Here is a 16,257-nt window from a genome sequence, read left to right as displayed (position 1 = left end):
AGATGAGAGCAATTGTACCCGATATTACAAAGCGCAGATATTGGCCGTTGTTGCTGTTATTATTAATTTTATGTTGTATTGGTGGGTGTTTTACAATATTTTTAGGAATAAAAAGAGCATTGACGGGCGGTTGGCGTAATCGTGTGCCGTCAAAATTGTTGTTGCTTATCTCCTTGGCGACGGTGTTAATCATCTCAATGCTCAACATCAGCTTTACGTTTAGTTATCGAATCATGGAGCGTTACGTGCCGCTGCTGGACGCTTCGATGGTGATCAAATTGGAGGCGGCTTCCGCTCATTTGTGGTTTGAAGAGTTGATCAGCAACGATGAAGCAGAAAGTATTGATACGGTTTTGTCTCACCTTGATCGTGCGGTTTGGTATGCGAACGCGATGTTGCACGGTGGAGAAAATCATGAGGGGCGTTTTCTAGCACTGCAAGATCCTCTGTTGATCGACGACGCTGAGAAGATTGTGGTGCAGTTGCAACGGTTTAGAAGCATGACTCTACAGCGTTTTCAAAACGTCAAAAGCTCAGGTATTGGCAGTGACATTGATCAACGTTATGACGCTCTCTTTAAAAGGTTGCTGGTTAGCGCAGACCAGTTAGAGGCGGGTTTACAACACAATGTTGATGTGAAGCTCAGGCAATTTGAGCTGGTGCATATTCTATTGATCTTGTTTTTGCTGTTGCTGGCGACGATTGTTTTTGGCTTCTTTTTTCGTTATGAACGGGAGCGAGCAAAAAATTTAGCGCAAATTCATGCGAGCAATGATGCTCTAAAACGCTTGTCGATGATGGATGCCTTAACCGCCATTGCCAACCGTCGTCATTTTGACGACTGTTTTGAAAATGAGTGGCAGCGAGCGATTCGGGAAAAGTCGCCGCTTTCGGTGTTGATGATTGATGTGGACTATTTCAAAGCTTTTAATGATCACTACGGTCATTTGGCCGGTGATGAATGCCTGATCAAGATTGCGACTACTTTGGCGAGTGCCTTTAGACGACCGGCAGATTTGGTGGCGCGTTTTGGCGGTGAGGAGTTTTCCGTTATTTTGCCCAACAGCGTGGAGTCTTATAACGACGCCATGCGTTGCAATGAGTTGATCGAAGCGTTGGCGATTCCACACGTTAAGGGCAAGGTGGTGACGGTCAGTATTGGGGTGGCTTCAATGGTGCCTCGTCTTGATATACCGGCAACGGAATTGATAAAACGCGCCGATCAGGCGCTTTATGCGGCCAAGTCTGAGGGGCGAAATCGAGTGGTATTGGCCTCGTGACATATTTGGCCGGTGTGGATGAAGTAGGCAGAGGGCCATTAGTGGGTTCGGTGGTGACAGCGGCGGTGATTTTAAACCCAGATCGTCCGATTGTGGGTTTGATGGACTCAAAAAAACTCAGTGAAAAAAAACGTGAAGCACTGTTTGCCGAGATTCAGGACAAGGCGCTGGCCTTTTGCATTGCGGAGGCAACGGCAGCGGAAATTGATAAAATCAATATTTTGCAGGCGACGATGTTGGCGATGAAGCGTGCCGTTGAAGGTTTGACGATTATTCCGCACTTGGTGCAAGTGGACGGCAATCGCTGTCCTGATATTGATTTGCCTTGTGAAGCGATTGTGAAAGGCGATGCGTTGGTGGCACAGATCAGTGCAGCGTCGATTTTGGCCAAGGTGTATCGAGATCGTCAGATGCGGGTTTTGGATCAAAAATACCCGCAGTACGGTTTTGCCCAGCACAAAGGCTACCCCACCAAAGCCCATCGTCAGGCGCTGCTGGAATTTGGTGTGATTGATGAACATCGACGCAGCTTTCGTCCGGTGGCTCAACGGCTCAGATCTGAATAAACACGTTTACTTTATGGCAAGCGTTTTGCCTCATTGCTACAAATAAGGCTTTCTGGTCTTTTATTTGTGCTGTCTTTGAGGTGTATTATGAAATCTGTACAACGTCTTGCTGTTGCTCTCTTTTTGTCTTGTTTTTCCCTGTTTTTTCCCCATTTGGCGCTTGCGGAGGGGATCTCTCCCAGCCATGTCTATCAAAATACACAACGTATGATGGCTGAAATCAGCCTAATTCGGCAGAAATTGGGCGCGCAGGACACGCCTCGTCATTCTGGGGTACAGGTAAAGAAAAAACCGATCCATGTCTATGCCAAAGCCTTAGAGGTGATGGAGAAAGTGGCGCGCGCGCAAACGCGGCAGGGACTGACTCCGACAGAGGTTGGCAGTATTCCGATTCGAAACATATCGCCAACGGAGGTGTTTGCCGTCAGTGAGCGTATTTTGCTTGAGTTGCGTCGTTTGAAGAAAAAACTAGAGATCGCTGAAGAGATTCAAGAGCCGCAATTTGTGGCGGGTAAACGTCCCTCCGATGCGTATGAAAATATGTGGAATGTCTCTTATCTTTTGGATGCTGTAGCCGGTGAGATTAAGCCTTCATTTGTGTTTCGCAACAGTCGCTTGATTTTGGCGGAGCTGGGGCAAATTTCAACTAAGTTGGGGTTTTCTGTATTAACAAAAGCACCTGAATCCGTTGCGAATAAGCAGCCCAAAGATGTCAATTTACAGAGTTTTAAAAACATGCACCTGCTGGCTCGTTTGCAGCGTAAATTAAACATCGAGCCACTGCGCGCACCGAGCTTCCCCAATGGCAAAATCACCCCTTCTGATGTGTACGACACCACCCATATTTTATTGGCGGAACTGGTGCGCATTAAAGTGGCACTGGAAATCAATACGCCTCGTCCTGAGGTTGAACTGTTGGAAGGAAAACACCCTGCTGATGTGTTGTCTCAGATGCAGTTGATTGCAGAAAACATCAGGGCTTTGACGAAAAGTTAAGGTTGGTTTTTCGAGTGAATGAGATGATTCATGTTGGTTTTGGAGTTGAACCATGTTGTTAAAAATGATGGATATGAAATTGGCCAGCAAAATTATGGCGTTGCCTGCTGTGGTGGCGCTGTTTCTGCTGCTCTCGGGTGGGGTGACGTGGTGGAAGCTCAATACGATAGGTGAGGATGTATCCCTGTTGACCACGGTGTTGGTGCCCGAGGCGAATGAGGCCACGGCGCTGTTGCATAATTTATTGAAAAAAGAGACCGTGGTAGAGACGTATTTGCGCACCGGTGATCCGTTTGATGCGGGGCGTTTCGAGGTTTTACAGATGAGTAGCGAGGAGATTGGCGAGCGTTTAACCGCGTTGGTGGAGAGTGACGAAGAGAAAAAAGTGGTTGCTTTATTGTTGTCTCAAGATCAGCAATACAATCGTATTTTTTTACAACAGGTGGTGCCACAGATGAATCAGCAGCGTGATCTGTTGCAACAACTGTTGCAGCAACACGGCCCTGAAACGGAAAAATTATTAATTGATATTGCTGAGATGGCCTTTGTCGATAAAAAAATGGTGGTGGCTGAGGCGGCTTTGGTGTCCCTAAAGTCTTTTATGAACGCCAGTGTTTTTCTAGAGCATTATGTGGTGAGTCATCTTGGGCAAGATGCAGAGCGATTTCGGATGGAAATGCTGGCCACAGAAAGCGGTTTTTATGAGATGGACGATGCCATTACCGATCCGCGTCGACGAGAGTGGTTAGAGCAGATTGAGAAAGAACTGCATCATTATGGAACAGATTTTGAAGATTTGGTGATTGCGATTAAAGAGCGTGATCGACTGATTTCTGCTGTGTTAGACCCCCTGCGTGAGAGGATTGCTGATGCTGCATTGCGCATTCAGGCCATCGCTTGGAATGAATTAGATGATGTGGGTGTAACGGTAGAATCGGTGGTGAGCAGTACCCATTTGTTATTGTTGGCTGTTATTGTTGTTTCGTTGTTGGTGGGTTTATCACTGGCCTTCTTTGTTACCTCGGGCATTACCAAAGCGATTAAAGCCGCCGTCTCGGTGGCCAACCGTATTGCCAATGATGATTTTAGTTCTACGATTAATGTGTCATCCAAAGATGAAACCGGTCAATTATTGAAGGCGTTTCAAATTATGCAGAATAATTTGAAACAGCGCATTGAATCGGAACGCGAAATATCGGCGGCCAATGCGCGGATTAAATCAGCGCTGGACAGCACCTCTGCCAATGTGATGTTAACCAATGCGGATCTGAATATTATCTATATGAACGACGCCGCCAGTACCTTGATGAGAGAGATTGCCCCGCAACTGAAAACCGTGATTAAAAACTTTAACCCCGATTTTTTATTGGGGCAAAACATCGACTTGTTTCACCGTAACCCAAGCCATCAGCGTTCCCTGTTGGCGAGCCTGAACAGCAGCACTGAGTCGAATATTAAGGTGGCGGGGTTGGATTTGGATTTGATTGTAAGCCCCGTGTTGGATGATGACGGTCAGCGCGTGGGGATTGTGGCGGAATGGAACAATCGTACCGCTGAAGCGGAAGTGGAAAAAGAGGTCAGCGCGATTGTGGATGCCGCAGTGGCCGGTGATTTCAGCCGTCGCATTGATGTGCAAGATAAGTCGGGTTTTTATCAGCGTTTGGCAACGGGTATTAACGACGTTTTACAGACCAGCGAAACCGGCATTGGCGATGTGATGCGGGTGTTGCGAGCGTTGTCGGAAGGGGATTTGACCCAGCGCATTGAGGCCGATTATCAAGGCGTGTTTGCACAGCTAAAACAAGACGCCAATACCACCATTGACCGGCTTTCACAGGTGATCGGTAATGTGCGTGAAAATGCCGATGCGATTTCCAATGCCTCGAAACAGGTCAGCAGCACGGCACAGAGTTTGAGCCACGGTGCAAGTGAGCAGGCGGCCAGTATGGAGCAGACCTCGGCCAGTGTTGAACGAATGAACGACTCGATTAGACAGAATGCCGACAACGCTAAAACCACGGGAGGCATTGCTACTTTGGCGGTTGAATCGGCTAAAAAAGGCGGTAAGGCGGTCAAAGAGACCGTGACTGCAATGAGTCAGATTGAGGAGAAAATCTCGGTGATTGCGGAGATCGCTTTTCAGACTAATATTTTGGCGCTCAATGCGGCCATTGAAGCGGCACGTGCCGGTGAACACGGCAAAGGGTTTGCGGTGGTGGCTTCCGAAGTGCGTCAACTGGCGGAACGCAGCCAAACCGCCGCATCGGAAATCGGTGCGTTGGCCAGTTCGAGCGTTGATATTGCCCGTCAAGCGGGGGCGGTGCTGGAAGAGATGGTGCCGAGCATCAATAAAACCGCCACGTTGGTGGAGGAGATCAGCCTCTCGTCTCAGTCTCAGTCTGTTGGGGTAGGGCAGATTGCCAATACGATGGGGCAGTTGGATCAGGTGACTCAGCAGAACGCCTCGGCCTCGGAAGAGTTGGCGGCAACGGCGGAAGAGATGCGCGGTCAGTCGGTGCAATTGCAACAGTTGATTGGCTTTTTCCAGCTGCGCAGCGGTGAGGGGTCGCTTGATCAATCGGAGTTAGAGCGCCGAGATTCTTTGGAAGTGTGTTAAAAAGGCAGCGAAACAGAGTATCATTGCTGACCTTATTTTAAGAATCACAACGAGGGTGTGCAGCTGTGTTTGAATTGGTAAAAGCAGGCGGTTGGTTGATGTTGCCAATACTGCTCTGTTCCGTGGTCGCTTTGGCGATTGTGGTGGAGCGTTTTTGGGCGTTGCGCTTTGGTAATGTCTTGCCAACGCAGCACCGTGCAGCACAGATTTGGAAGCTCTGGAATGGTACCACCAGCCTGGATGGTGCGGCTACTCGCCAGTTACAACAAGGTTCTTTGTTGGGGCGTATTATGGCTGTTGGGCTGCAAAACCGTCACCACAGCCGTGAGGTAATGAAAGAGAGTATTGAAGAAGCGGGGCGGCATGTGGCGCACGAGCTGGAACGCTTTCTCAATGCGCTCGGCACCATTGCCGCTATTACGCCGCTACTGGGTTTGCTCGGTACGGTGGTGGGCATGATCAGCGTTTTTACCACCATCACCAGTGCCGGTGTGGGCAATCCAAGTGAATTGGCGGGAGGGATTTCTCAAGCTTTGATTACTACTGCTGCAGGTCTGTCTGTGGCCATCCCGAGCTTGATGTTCTATCGCTTGTTCCGTGGCAAAGTGGATGAGTTGGTGATTGAGATGGAGCAAGAGGCGATCAAGCTGGTGGAGGTGATGCACGGCGAGCGTAGCCGTGATGCGGGGGATGCGGGATGAAGTTCCAGTCTCGGCCACGAGAGGAACTGGATGTCAATATTGCGCCATTGATTGATGTGGTGTTTCTATTGCTGATCTTCTTTATGGTATCCACTACTTTTCAGCGTGAGTCGGAGTTGAAGGTGTCATTACCCGAAGCCACAGCCAATACACTCGTTGAAGTGCAGCCGTTGCAGATCGTCATCAATGCCACTGGAGACTACTTTATTGGCGGTCAGGAATTGGTGAACAATCAGCTGAGTACTTTGGTTTCGGCGTTGGCTAAACTCTCCTCGGCTAATAAAGACCTACCTTTGGTGATTCGTGCTGATGCGCAGACACCGCATCAAGCGGTGATCACGGCGATGGATGCGGCGGCGCAGCTCGGTTTGGTGCGTCTCTCCATCGCCACGACCCGCAGCTCGGAGTAAGGTGGGTGGCTTCTTCTGAAACAGCCTCTTCTCAGGGGCTGAATACCTATCGTCGTCTGCTCTCTTATGTTGCCGGACGCTGGCGTTATTTTGGCGTTTCTGTTTTGGGTCTGGCGGTTTATGCCGCTACGGATACGGCTTTTGCAGCCTTGATGAAGCCGCTGTTGGATGGCAGTTTTGTTGAGCGGGATCCCGAGGTCATTTTTTGGTTGCCACTGGTGCTGATGGGGATCTTTGTCGCCCGTGGTGTGGCGGGGTTTTTTGCCACCTATTTTATGGCCTACGTGGGTTGGCATATCATTAAGCAGTTGCGCCAGCAGATGTTTCATAAACTCATCACCTTGCCGACGGCGATCTACGACCGCAGTTCGGCGGGGGAGATGATCTCCAAACTGACCTTCAATGTGGAGCGCGTCTCTTCGGCGGCCACCAACTCTTTGACGGTTTTGATTCGTGACAGCTTGACCATTTTTGGGCTGCTGGCTTGGATGTTTTACCTCAATGCCTATATGACCCTCGGCTTTTTGCTGGTGGGGCCGTTTATGGCCTGGATTTTTGGCACCATTACGCGCCGTTTTCGCCGCATCAGCCACCGCATTCAAGGCTCTATGGGGCAGGTGACCCATGTGGTGGAAGAGGCGATTGAGGGCCATCGGGTGGTGAAGATCTTCGGTGGCACTGAGTACGAGAATGAGCGCTTTGAAAAACTCAATGAAGAGAATCGCGCGCAACAGATGAAGATGATTAAAACCCGCGCCATCAGTGTGCCTTTGGTGCAGTCTTTGGCGGCGTTGGCGTTGGCGTCGATTATTTTTGCAGCTACCCGTGAGAGAATGATTGATGAGGTTACTGTTGGCACTTTTATGTCCTTTATGATCGCTATGATGATGCTGTTTGCGCCCTTGAAACGGCTGACGATGGTCAATGAAGAGCTGCAAAAAGGCATCGCAGCGGGGCAGAGTATTTTTGAGCTGCTGGATCAAGAGTCGGAGCCGGATCAAGGCCAGATGGCGTTGCAGAAGGTCACCGGCAAGGTGGCTTTTCGTGAGGTGCGTTTTGCCTACCAAGCGGACAAAGGCGAGGTGCTAAAAGGCATCAGTTTTGAGATGCAAGCAGGGCAGACGGTGGCCTTTGTGGGGCGTTCGGGCAGCGGCAAATCTACTTTGGCCAATTTGCTGACCCGTTTATATGAACCGCAAGCGGGTGATATTTTACTCGATGATCAGCCCATTACCGAGGTCAGTTTGGCCAGCTTGCGGGATCAGTTGGCCTATGTGGGTCAAGATGTGACCCTGTTTAATGACAGCATTGCCAATAACATCGCCTATGGAAAACTGGCGGAATCAAGTCTGGAGGCGATTCAGCAGGCGGCCAAGGCGGCACACGCCGATGAGTTTATCGAAGCGTTGCCTGATGGTTATCAAACTCAGGTGGGCGAGAACGGTGTGTTGCTTTCCGGTGGGCAGCGGCAACGTTTGGCTATTGCTCGTGCCTTTTTGAAAAACGCGCCGATTTTGATTCTGGATGAGGCCACCTCAGCACTGGATACTCATTCTGAACGCCATGTTCAAGCGGGTTTAGAGGCGTTGTTGCACAACCGCACCACCTTGGTGATCGCTCATCGACTCTCTACTATTGAACACGCCGATCAGATCATGGTGATGGAGGCGGGTGAGATCGTTGAGCGCGGCAGTCATCACGATCTGTTGGCGAAACAGGGCGCGTACGCGGCGCTGCACCAATTGCAATTCGCTACTGAAAAGACTCTGTAGTTTTGGTTATCGAGTCGCACTGGTATCGCCGCAGTTGGCTCTCTGTTCTTTTGTGGCCATTGTCGCAGTTGTTTGCCCTATTGGCTTGGCTGCGCAGAGTGTTTTTCTGCTGGGGGTGGTTGAAATCAAACAGATTGCCGGTACCGCTGGTGGTGGTGGGTAATATTTCGGTGGGTGGCACGGGTAAAACACCGCTGGTGGTGGCTTTGGCTAAAGAGCTTACACAAGCCGGTTATCGGGTGGGGATCATCAGCCGTGGTTATGGCGGTGATGCCGATTGTTGGCCACAGAGCGTTTCGGCTGGCAGTGAGGCAAGCTGGGTGGGGGATGAACCGCTGTTGATTGTGCGTCGCAGCGGTTGCCCGATGTCGGTGGGGCCGCAGCGTTACGAGGTGGGGCTGCATCTGTTGGCGCAAGCGGAATGTGATCTGATTTTGTGCGATGACGGTTTACAGCATTACGCTTTGCAGCGAGATTTTGAGATTGCGGTGCTGGACGGTGAGCGGCGCTTGGGTAACGGTTGGCGCTTGCCATCAGGTCCGTTGCGAGAGTCGCCCGCGCGTTTAAATTCGGTGGATTGGGTTTTGATTAACGGCGCTCGTGACCGTGATGAGCTGGGCTTTGATCTGCGCGGTGAGCGATTGGTTTGCCTCTCTGATGCGGCTTCTCGCCCGTTGGCTGATTTTATCGGTCAGCAGGTGCATGGGGTGGCGGCCATTGGTAATCCCGCACGTTTTTTTGCCCAGTTGCGTGCCGTAGGGCTGCAGGTGATAGAACACCCTCTGCCGGATCATTACGCTTTGCAAGCGGAGGATCTGTACTTTGAAGACGATTTCGCGGTGATCATGACGGAAAAAGACGCGGTGAAGTGTCAGGCTTTGCAAACACCACAGAACATGTATTATCTGCCGGTTACGGCAGAGTTGGATCAACCGTTTATAACGTCGTTTTTGGCGGCAGTGAAAAGGAAATGTGATGGATAAACGTCTGCTTGATATTTTGGTTTGCCCGTTGTGCAAAAGCCCGCTGATGTACGATAAAAAAGCGGCGGAGTTGATTTGCAAAGCCGATGCGTTGGCGTATCCGGTGCGCGACGATGTGCCGGTGATGTTGGAAGAGGAGGCGCGCAAATTGACGCTGGAGGAGGTTGAGGGCTTGCGGAGTTAGAATCATGAGTTGTGATTTTCGTATTGTGATTCCAGCCCGTTACGCTTCTAGCCGTCTGCCGGGTAAACCGTTGGCGCTGTTGGCAGGCAAACCGATGTTGACCTACGTTTACGAACAGGCGCTAAAAAGCGAGGCCAGTGAGGTGGTGATTGCCACGGACGATGAGCGTATTTATCGGCTGGCCGAGGAATTGGGCGCGAAGGTCTGCATGACTTCGAATCTGCACCGTTCGGGCACCGACCGCATTGCGGAGGTGGCACAACAACTCGCTTGGCCTGATGAGACGCTGGTGGTCAATTTGCAAGGCGATGAACCTCTGACTCCGCCGGAGATTCTCAATCAGGTGGCGCTTAATCTGCATCAACATCCGCAAGCAGGCATCGCTACGCTCTGTTGGCCGATTCACAGTGCCAGTGAGCTGCACGACCCTCATGTAGTGAAGGTGGTGCGAGATCGTCAGGATTACGCGCTTTATTTCAGTCGTGCGCCGATTCCGTGGGAGCGGGATGCTCTGGAGTTAGAGAGCACTTCGGTGAATACGGCCTTTCGCCACATTGGTCTCTATGCGTATCGGGTTGGTTTTCTACATGCCTATCGTGATATGGAATTGTGTGAGTTGGAGCAGTTGGAGTCTTTGGAGCAGCTTCGTGCGCTCTGGAATGGGGTGAAAATCCATTGCGGTGAGTCTTTGTTGGTGCCAGGACATGGCATTGATACAGAGGCGGATCTACGTCAAGTGGAGGCGCTGTTGGCAGTGGGGAAAAATCCTATTGACAGCGAAGTCTCCTCCACTTAGACTGCGCGCTCTTCCACATTTGTGGGGCTATAGCTCAGCTGGGAGAGCGCTTGCGTGGCACGCAAGAGGTCGGCGGTTCGATCCCGCCTAGCTCCACCACTTCATTTTGAGATCGTCGTTATGGATCTGATAGGGCGTTTAATGACCTATATCGGTTTGTTTGTGACGGTTTTTGGTTTTGTTGTCGGTTTTAGCGTTCTGTTTCTTTATCCAGACAGCTGGGGTGTTAATATCCTTGCTCTAACTCCGTACGGCATGTTGCTGTTGTTTATGGGCAGCATGACCTCGTTTTTGTTCGGTAAATCCGATGACGATAATAACTCCTCTTCTAAATAATTAGGCATTGCCTAAGGTTCTTTTTCTCCACTCATTCAGTTGTGACTTGCCCTGAGCGTTGTAGATGATGTGTGGTGCATCAGAATTGTCTTGCAGCACGCGTAGTGCGTCTTCGATTAAATTTTTCTGTTGATGGGTATGGAGTGCATTTTGTTGGTTCTCATGCTCACATTTTGCCAGTAGCTCTACGGTTGTGCGCCACTCCTCTTTGACTGCTGTGGGGGCTTGTTTGTCACGCAGATAATCGTTCATGCCTTTATTACTAAAAGCGTAACCTTCTTTGCTGATGAGACGTCGATGTTTATCGGAGAGATGTTCCAGTTGTTGGCTGAGGCGATTTTCAGCCTGAATCAGGTCGGAAAGCGGCTCCATATCGCCGCTTTTCAGCGCCACAGAGACTTTTTCTAGGCAACTCAGCAATTGCCGACTGGTATCGTACTCTTTGCCAAGAATGCGGTATAGGTTTTCATCTTGAATTTGGGCTGCGTGGTTGTGCATTACAGTTTTCCTAAAAGACCTTCTATTTCTATGAACTTGGCAGCCACTTTTTCGGCATCCAAGGGGTAGGTTCCATTGGCCAATGCGTGTTTGATACTGGCGACTTTTTCTAGATCTATTTCTGGTTTGGCAGAGAGAAGTTGCTCGTTGCTGTTGAGGCTTTTGGCGGTTTGGCTGAGAGTAAGCACATCGGTTTTGGTGGTAGGTTGGATGGCGGTTATTTTGCTGTTGCCACTGCTGGATTCGTTATTGGTCTGTGAATTGCTGGGTAGAGTAGCAGTACGGTTGTTTGTAAGGCTGGGGACTGTGTAAGACATGTTAGGTTGCTCCAATAGAGTGGGGTAATTAAGAATCACGGTCTTGTAACGGCTGAAATTTGCTCATATTGAGCAAACAGTCATCGTGTTCATATTAATAAACAACCGATGCAACACCATTTCGAATCACCGTGGCTTCTATAATACGTCCAGAACTGCTGTTTTTAACTCGAATTTTATCACCATTTGCACCTTTGTTTAGCGCACGTCCTTGCATGCTAACCCTAATTCCCGCCCGTTGAGCAATCAGTAAAATTGTATCTCCTGATTTAATCAGATCCTGTTTTGTCAGTTGATACGGTGAGATGATTTGATTTTTTCGTAAGATTCGTTTGGTTTGTAATCCGTTCAATTCACTTAGACTTGAATAATAACCGCGAGGTAGGTTTGATAATTTTTGCTCGGTTATGTTGATGTCTTTTGAAGTCAAAATACTGTTTTTAGGTAAAGAGCGACGAGTCATGAGGACTGTGACTTTGTAGTCTATTTTGGCGCTTAAATAAATTTTCCAGCGATGTGGAGCAGAGCAATGTACTTTAAGCAGCACTCTGCCGGTATTGTTCTGTTTACCTGCATAGGCAACTTCTATTTTTTTATCGCAGGGTTTTAGTTTCAGGTTTTGATCTAATGTATTGACTTCGATTTCAAGGTTGGTTGCAGATAGCCTGCTGTTTTTTTGAATAAATTTTATGATTTCGTGCTCTATCTCTAAAGATAGTGTTTGATTAACCGCAAATATATTGGGACTGTGAAACAGCACAGAGGCGAATAGAGTGACCCTTAACCAGCCTATGAAAGACTTGATATTGAGTGGTGAAAATTTGACGGTTATTGAATTCATTTTCTAACTACTTGATAAATAATGTCTTATTTGTTTTGGTTGGCTGTTTAAAATAGCCTTGTATTGTTACCAAGCAATAGCTGTTCCAGATCAAGTTGTTGTGTTTGAGCTGGATTGTTTATTGCTCAAATAATAATAGGTTCAAGGTCTCAGGATCATTTTGGTGTCAAGACATTAACGGAAATTTTTTATATGGCTGGATTTATCGCTTCTGTAGATACCCGTACGCAGCTGGCAGGGCAAAACAGAATGGAGCTGCTGTTGTTTCGTCTCTCTGGTAAGCAATGTTTTGGTATCAACGTGTTCAAAGTGCGGGAGGTGATTCAATGCCCACCTTTGACTGTGATCCCCAAAGCTCATCCAGTGATTCGAGGCATGGCGCACATTCGAGGCACCACCATGTCAGTGATGGATTTGAGTTTCTCTATCGGTTTACGTGCGATGAATATGGATGAGCAGAAGTCATCCTTCCTAATTATTACTGAATATAATAATAATATGCAGGGTTTTTTGGTTTCTGCGGTGGATCGTATTGTCAACCAGAGTTGGAAGGATATCTTGCCCTTGCCTAAGGGAGGAATCAACTCCAGTTATTTAACGGCGGTGACTAAAATTGACGGTGAGATGATTGAGATCATTGATGTGGAGCGGGTTTTATCCGAGGTGATCGGTACAGATGAGTCTCTCTCCGATAAGTACATTCAATCGGATTGTTTGGATCACTGTGAGAAAAAGCTGATCTTGATCGTTGATGACTCGGTGGTGGCACGCAACCAGATCAAACGCACCGTAGAGCAAATTGGTTGTGAAACGGTGTTGGCATTGGACGGTGAAGAAGCACTGACGTTGTTGAGTGGCTGGGCGAGCAACGCTGATCCTGAGTTTGAACGTTTGGCAATGATTATTTCAGATATCGAAATGCCAAAAATGGACGGTTATACTTTAACTCGAAACATCCGTAAAAACGACGATCTAAAGCATCTAAAAGTCATTTTGCACACCTCATTAAGTGGCGGATTTAACCAGTCGATGGTGAGTAAAGTGGGCGCTGATGAATTTATCTCTAAATTCAGTTCCGATGCCTTGGCTAAATCGATTATTAAAAATATGAAAGCGTTGCAAGAGATGAGTTGAATTCCTTGTTGGCATACATACTGCCCCTGCATTGTTATTACAGTGACAAGGAGCTGAAATGGGGTTCAACTTTGATAAAGTATTAGGAGTGCATGAGAAAGCGCTCTATTTGCGTTCGCAGCGTACGGTGATCTTAGCTTCTAATATCGCCAATGCGGACACACCGAATTACAAAGCCAAAGATATTGATTTCAGATCAATATTATCACAATCACAGCAGGCGTCTCCATTGCCACTGTCGCACAACAATCCACGGCATATCACTGCTTCCAACCGTTCGTTTTCTACGGTGTTGCAATATCGTAATCCGAATCAGGCCTCTTTGGATGGCAATACGGTGGATCCTCAATTGGAAAAAGCGGCCTTTTCGGAAAATTCGGTTCGTTATCAAGCCACTCTGCAATTGCTTGGCGGTAAATTCAAAGGCCTGTTAACGGCCATTAAGGGCAATTGATTATGTCTCTATTTTCTGTTTTTGATGTGGCGGGTTCCGCCATGAGTGCGCAATCTCTGCGCTTGAACATCACCGCCAGTAATTTGGCCAATGCCGATACGGTCAGTGGCTCTGCAAAGGAGGCATATCATGCTCGCGCACCTATTTTTCAGGCGGTTTTAAATGGGGTGAAAAATAATCCTTCGGTTGCCGTACAGGTGCGTGGGGTGGTGGAGAGCCATGCGCCTGTTGATGTGCGTTACGCTCCGGATCACCCCTTGGCCGATGGCGAGGGAAATGTCTATGCGAGCAATGTGAATCGAGTGGAGGAGATGGCCAATATGATTTCCAGCTCACGCTCGTATCAAAATAACATTGATGTTTTGGATACCTCCAAAAAATTGCTGTTACGCACGTTGATGTTAGGTGAATAAACGTTTAGGAGATGAGTGATGGTGGCAATAAGTAATGCAACAACGATTTATGAGCAGGCCGGTTTGAGCAGCGCAGCCCAAACAGACAATGGCAGTGCAAAAGAGCTGGGTCAGGATGCTTTTTTAGAGTTAATGACCACCCAGATGAAAAATCAAGATCCGTTTTCACCGATGGATAACAGCGCATTTTTGGGGCAGATGGCTCAGTTTGGTACGGTTAATGGCATTCAAGGTTTGCAAGACTCTTTTTCTGAGGTGAGTTCGGTTTTGCAGTCCAATCAGACCTTGCAAGCGGCCAGCCTGATCGGTCGAGATGTATTGGTCAGCAGTGATCGAAACAGTCTGCAAGTGGACGTTGGAATGCGCGGTGAGATTGGGGCTGGCAGTGCAGCGCAGAACATAAAGGTAAATATTTACGATGCAGCGGGTCAGTTGGTGCAGAGCGTATCGGTGGTTAATGACGGTGGCGGCCTATTGAAATACCACTGGGATGGTTTCACCGCAAATGGATCCACGGCGCCATTGGGTGAATACAGCGTGGTGGCAGAAGGCCAGCAAAATGGGCTGACACAGAGTTACCCAACCTTTGCCACCGCACGGGTAAACAGTGTGACGATGGCCAACGGTGGTGGTGAGGTTATGTTGGATTTGGAAGGCATGGGTCTGTTGCCCTTGAGCCAAGCCAAACGAATTCAGTAATTTTTTGGAGCGTGAAAAATGTCATTTAATACATCGTTGAGTGGTTTAAATGCTGCTGCCTCAGATCTGAGTGTAACCAGTAATAACATTGCCAATGTGGGTTCGATTGGTTTTAAAGGCTCGCGTACGGAATTTTCCGATGTGTTCAGCGCAACCGGTGCCAGCAACATTGGCTCCGGTGCTCAGCTGGCTGCGGTGAATCAAAATTTCAGTCAGGGTAATTTGGAATTCACCAACAACAGTTTGGACTTGGCCATCAGTGGACGCGGCTTTTTTGTGGCATCAAATACGCCCGATGGTGCTGATCGAGTGTATACCCGCGCCGGAGGGTTTCATGTCAATCAGGACGGTTATGTGGTTAATAGCTCCGGCCAATTTATGCAGGCTTTTCCGGTTAACCCCGATGGCACGGTCTCTTCTTCTAATCTTTCCTCAGCAGGGCCGCTGTTGATCCCAGAAGAGTTCGGTGCGCCAACGGCGACGACTTCTATCTCATTGTCGGCTAATTTTCCGGCGACTGCTCCGGTATTGCCTGTGGCGGGATTTGATCCATTGAATGCCACCACCTATAACCACTCAACTTCGGCGACGGTGTATGACTCTTTGGGTAATACCCATGTAATGACCAATTATTTTTTTAAAACCAGTGCGGTAAATAACAGCTGGGAGAGTCGCAGTTTTTTGGATGGTGCTGCTTTAACCGCAAATGGCAGTGAGACCTTGCAGTTTGACCCTACAGGGGCTTTAACTGCGCCTGTAGGCGGTGCTGTTTCGTTTGCCGGTTTTCCTTTGTCCAACGGTGCCGACCCTTTGACTTTGAGCAGCAATTACAGTGGCAGCACCCAATTTTCTTCTGCATTTGCGGTTCTGAGTTTGGCGCAAGATGGCAATACCACTGGTTCATTGAGTGGTATGAGTATTTCTGAGGATGGTTTAGTGCAGGCCAATTTTAGTAACGGAGAAAGTCGTCCCTTGGGGAAAGTAGCCTTGGCTGATTTTCGTAATCCTCAGGGATTGCAGTCTGTGGGTAACAGTGCTTGGGTGGAAACGATTGATTCTGGTGCGGTGATGGCGGGTGAGGCCAATAACGGTCGTCTCGGTGCGGTCAAAGGTGGCGCGGTGGAGGCTTCCAATGTGGATTTAACCCAGCAATTGGTTAAATTGATTACCGCGCAACGTAATTTTCAGGCCAATGCTAAGGCGATTGAGACCTCCAGTTCGCTGACGCAAACGATTATGAACATTTAGGCTGGAGTGATT

Annotated in this window: 19 protein-coding genes and 1 tRNA gene; 17 read left to right on the top strand and 3 right to left on the bottom strand. The window is 48.7% G+C overall.

All coding sequences use genetic code 11. The features are described from left to right. The first annotated feature begins 143 nt into the window (after positions 1-143). The 12 genes from Q9O24_10040 to Q9O24_09985 all read left to right on the top strand — a co-directional run bounded on the left by Q9O24_10040 (position 144) and on the right by Q9O24_09985 (position 10,641). A complete protein-coding gene (locus tag Q9O24_10040) occupies positions 144-1,280 on the top strand; it encodes a diguanylate cyclase (GenBank protein MDQ7075468.1) in 1,137 nt (378 codons plus the stop codon). After that, positions 1,277-1,846, top strand: coding sequence for a ribonuclease HII (rnhB, locus tag Q9O24_10035; GenBank protein ID MDQ7075467.1), 570 nt, complete (start codon positions 1,277-1,279; stop codon positions 1,844-1,846). The genes Q9O24_10040 and rnhB overlap by 4 nt, the downstream gene beginning before the upstream one ends. Before the next feature lie 87 nt (positions 1,847-1,933). Continuing rightward, positions 1,934-2,842 (top strand): hypothetical protein, encoded by a 909-nt coding sequence (locus Q9O24_10030; GenBank protein MDQ7075466.1) that lies wholly within the window; start codon positions 1,934-1,936, stop codon positions 2,840-2,842. A gap of 52 nt (positions 2,843-2,894) precedes the next feature. Then, positions 2,895-5,459 (top strand): methyl-accepting chemotaxis protein, encoded by a 2,565-nt coding sequence (locus Q9O24_10025; GenBank protein MDQ7075465.1) that lies wholly within the window; start codon positions 2,895-2,897, stop codon positions 5,457-5,459. A 65-nt stretch (positions 5,460-5,524) separates the two neighbouring features. Then, positions 5,525-6,160, top strand: coding sequence for a MotA/TolQ/ExbB proton channel family protein (locus tag Q9O24_10020; protein MDQ7075464.1), 636 nt, complete (start codon positions 5,525-5,527; stop codon positions 6,158-6,160). Then, the gene (locus tag Q9O24_10015; protein MDQ7075463.1) at positions 6,157-6,570 is read left to right on the top strand and encodes a biopolymer transporter ExbD; all 414 of its coding nucleotides are present in this window, start codon (positions 6,157-6,159) and stop codon (positions 6,568-6,570) included. Before Q9O24_10020 ends, Q9O24_10015 begins: the two co-directional genes overlap by 4 nt. Before the next feature lie 5 nt (positions 6,571-6,575). Next, positions 6,576-8,342 (top strand): lipid A export permease/ATP-binding protein MsbA, encoded by a 1,767-nt coding sequence (gene msbA, locus Q9O24_10010; protein MDQ7075462.1) that lies wholly within the window; start codon positions 6,576-6,578, stop codon positions 8,340-8,342. A 98-nt stretch (positions 8,343-8,440) separates the two neighbouring features. Next, positions 8,441-9,325 (top strand): tetraacyldisaccharide 4'-kinase, encoded by an 885-nt coding sequence (lpxK, locus tag Q9O24_10005; GenBank protein ID MDQ7075461.1) that lies wholly within the window; start codon positions 8,441-8,443, stop codon positions 9,323-9,325. Continuing rightward, positions 9,318-9,509 carry a Trm112 family protein gene (locus Q9O24_10000; protein MDQ7075460.1) on the top strand — a complete coding sequence of 64 codons (192 nt, stop codon included), beginning with the start codon at positions 9,318-9,320 and terminating at the stop codon, positions 9,507-9,509. The genes lpxK and Q9O24_10000 overlap by 8 nt, the downstream gene beginning before the upstream one ends. A 4-nt stretch (positions 9,510-9,513) precedes the next feature. Next, complete coding sequence (gene kdsB, locus Q9O24_09995) at positions 9,514-10,305, top strand: 3-deoxy-manno-octulosonate cytidylyltransferase (GenBank protein MDQ7075459.1); 792 nt, start codon at positions 9,514-9,516, stop codon at positions 10,303-10,305. 23 nt (positions 10,306-10,328) lie between these two features. Beyond that, positions 10,329-10,404, top strand: a tRNA-Ala gene (locus Q9O24_09990). Positions 10,405-10,425: 21 nt separating this feature from the next. Then, on the top strand, positions 10,426-10,641 hold the full coding sequence (locus Q9O24_09985; GenBank protein ID MDQ7075458.1) for a hypothetical protein: 216 nt from the start codon (positions 10,426-10,428) through the stop codon (positions 10,639-10,641). Here Q9O24_09985 and Q9O24_09980 read toward each other — a convergent pair whose 3' ends face one another. From Q9O24_09980 to flgA, 3 genes are all read right to left on the bottom strand, one after another. Continuing rightward, positions 10,642-11,139, bottom strand: a complete 498-nt coding sequence (locus Q9O24_09980) for a flagellar protein FlgN (protein ID MDQ7075457.1) — start codon at positions 11,137-11,139, stop codon at positions 10,642-10,644. Next, on the bottom strand, positions 11,139-11,456 hold the full coding sequence (flgM, locus tag Q9O24_09975) for a flagellar biosynthesis anti-sigma factor FlgM (protein MDQ7075456.1): 318 nt from the start codon (positions 11,454-11,456) through the stop codon (positions 11,139-11,141). Before flgM ends, Q9O24_09980 begins: the two co-directional genes overlap by 1 nt. 94 nt (positions 11,457-11,550) lie before the next feature. After that, complete coding sequence (gene flgA, locus Q9O24_09970) at positions 11,551-12,297, bottom strand: flagellar basal body P-ring formation chaperone FlgA (protein ID MDQ7075455.1); 747 nt, start codon at positions 12,295-12,297, stop codon at positions 11,551-11,553. A gap of 192 nt (positions 12,298-12,489) precedes the next feature. On the opposite strand from flgA, the gene Q9O24_09965 reads away from it, so the two are divergent. From Q9O24_09965 to flgE, 5 genes are read left to right on the top strand one after another with little or no spacing between them, the layout of a single operon-like run. Next, positions 12,490-13,431, top strand: coding sequence for a chemotaxis protein (locus tag Q9O24_09965; protein MDQ7075454.1), 942 nt, complete (start codon positions 12,490-12,492; stop codon positions 13,429-13,431). Positions 13,432-13,489: 58 nt separating this feature from the next. Then, positions 13,490-13,885 carry a flagellar basal body rod protein FlgB gene (gene flgB, locus Q9O24_09960; GenBank protein ID MDQ7075453.1) on the top strand — a complete coding sequence of 132 codons (396 nt, stop codon included), beginning with the start codon at positions 13,490-13,492 and terminating at the stop codon, positions 13,883-13,885. Between the two features lie 2 nt (positions 13,886-13,887). Then, complete coding sequence (gene flgC, locus Q9O24_09955) at positions 13,888-14,298, top strand: flagellar basal body rod protein FlgC (protein ID MDQ7075452.1); 411 nt, start codon at positions 13,888-13,890, stop codon at positions 14,296-14,298. An 18-nt stretch (positions 14,299-14,316) separates the two neighbouring features. Further along, positions 14,317-14,997: a flagellar hook assembly protein FlgD gene (locus Q9O24_09950; protein ID MDQ7075451.1), complete on the top strand. Its 681-nt coding sequence runs from the start codon at positions 14,317-14,319 to the stop codon at positions 14,995-14,997. Positions 14,998-15,015: 18 nt separating this feature from the next. Further along, complete coding sequence (flgE, locus tag Q9O24_09945; GenBank protein ID MDQ7075450.1) at positions 15,016-16,245, top strand: flagellar hook protein FlgE; 1,230 nt, start codon at positions 15,016-15,018, stop codon at positions 16,243-16,245. Positions 16,246-16,257 lie beyond the last annotated feature (12 nt).

The sequence above is a fragment of the Gammaproteobacteria bacterium genome (assembly GCA_030949385.1).
In the GTDB taxonomy this organism is placed as follows: Bacteria; Pseudomonadota; Gammaproteobacteria; order JAUZRS01; family JAUZRS01; genus JAUZRS01.
This window is presented reverse-complemented; position numbering and strand designations above follow the sequence as displayed.

Bases quoted from the DNA above. Each gene is read 5' to 3' on its own strand.
- Q9O24_10030 (MDQ7075466.1), top strand. From the start codon at position 1,934: ATGAAATCTGTACAACGTCTTGCTGTTGCTCTCTTTTTGTCTTGTTTT.
- Q9O24_10025 (MDQ7075465.1), top strand. From the start codon at position 2,895: ATGTTGTTAAAAATGATGGATATGAAATTGGCCAGCAAAATTATGGCG.
- Q9O24_10015 (MDQ7075463.1), top strand. From the start codon at position 6,157: ATGAAGTTCCAGTCTCGGCCACGAGAGGAACTGGATGTCAATATTGCG.
- Q9O24_10000 (MDQ7075460.1), top strand. From the start codon at position 9,318: ATGGATAAACGTCTGCTTGATATTTTGGTTTGCCCGTTGTGCAAAAGC.
- kdsB (MDQ7075459.1), top strand. From the start codon at position 9,514: ATGAGTTGTGATTTTCGTATTGTGATTCCAGCCCGTTACGCTTCTAGC.
- Q9O24_09985 (MDQ7075458.1), top strand. From the start codon at position 10,426: ATGGATCTGATAGGGCGTTTAATGACCTATATCGGTTTGTTTGTGACG.
- Q9O24_09980 (MDQ7075457.1), bottom strand. From the start codon at position 11,139: ATGCACAACCACGCAGCCCAAATTCAAGATGAAAACCTATACCGCATT.
- flgM (MDQ7075456.1), bottom strand. From the start codon at position 11,456: ATGTCTTACACAGTCCCCAGCCTTACAAACAACCGTACTGCTACTCTA.
- flgA (MDQ7075455.1), bottom strand. From the start codon at position 12,297: ATGAATTCAATAACCGTCAAATTTTCACCACTCAATATCAAGTCTTTC.
- Q9O24_09965 (MDQ7075454.1), top strand. From the start codon at position 12,490: ATGGCTGGATTTATCGCTTCTGTAGATACCCGTACGCAGCTGGCAGGG.
- flgB (MDQ7075453.1), top strand. From the start codon at position 13,490: ATGGGGTTCAACTTTGATAAAGTATTAGGAGTGCATGAGAAAGCGCTC.
- flgC (MDQ7075452.1), top strand. From the start codon at position 13,888: ATGTCTCTATTTTCTGTTTTTGATGTGGCGGGTTCCGCCATGAGTGCG.
- Q9O24_09950 (MDQ7075451.1), top strand. From the start codon at position 14,317: ATGGTGGCAATAAGTAATGCAACAACGATTTATGAGCAGGCCGGTTTG.
- flgE (MDQ7075450.1), top strand. From the start codon at position 15,016: ATGTCATTTAATACATCGTTGAGTGGTTTAAATGCTGCTGCCTCAGAT.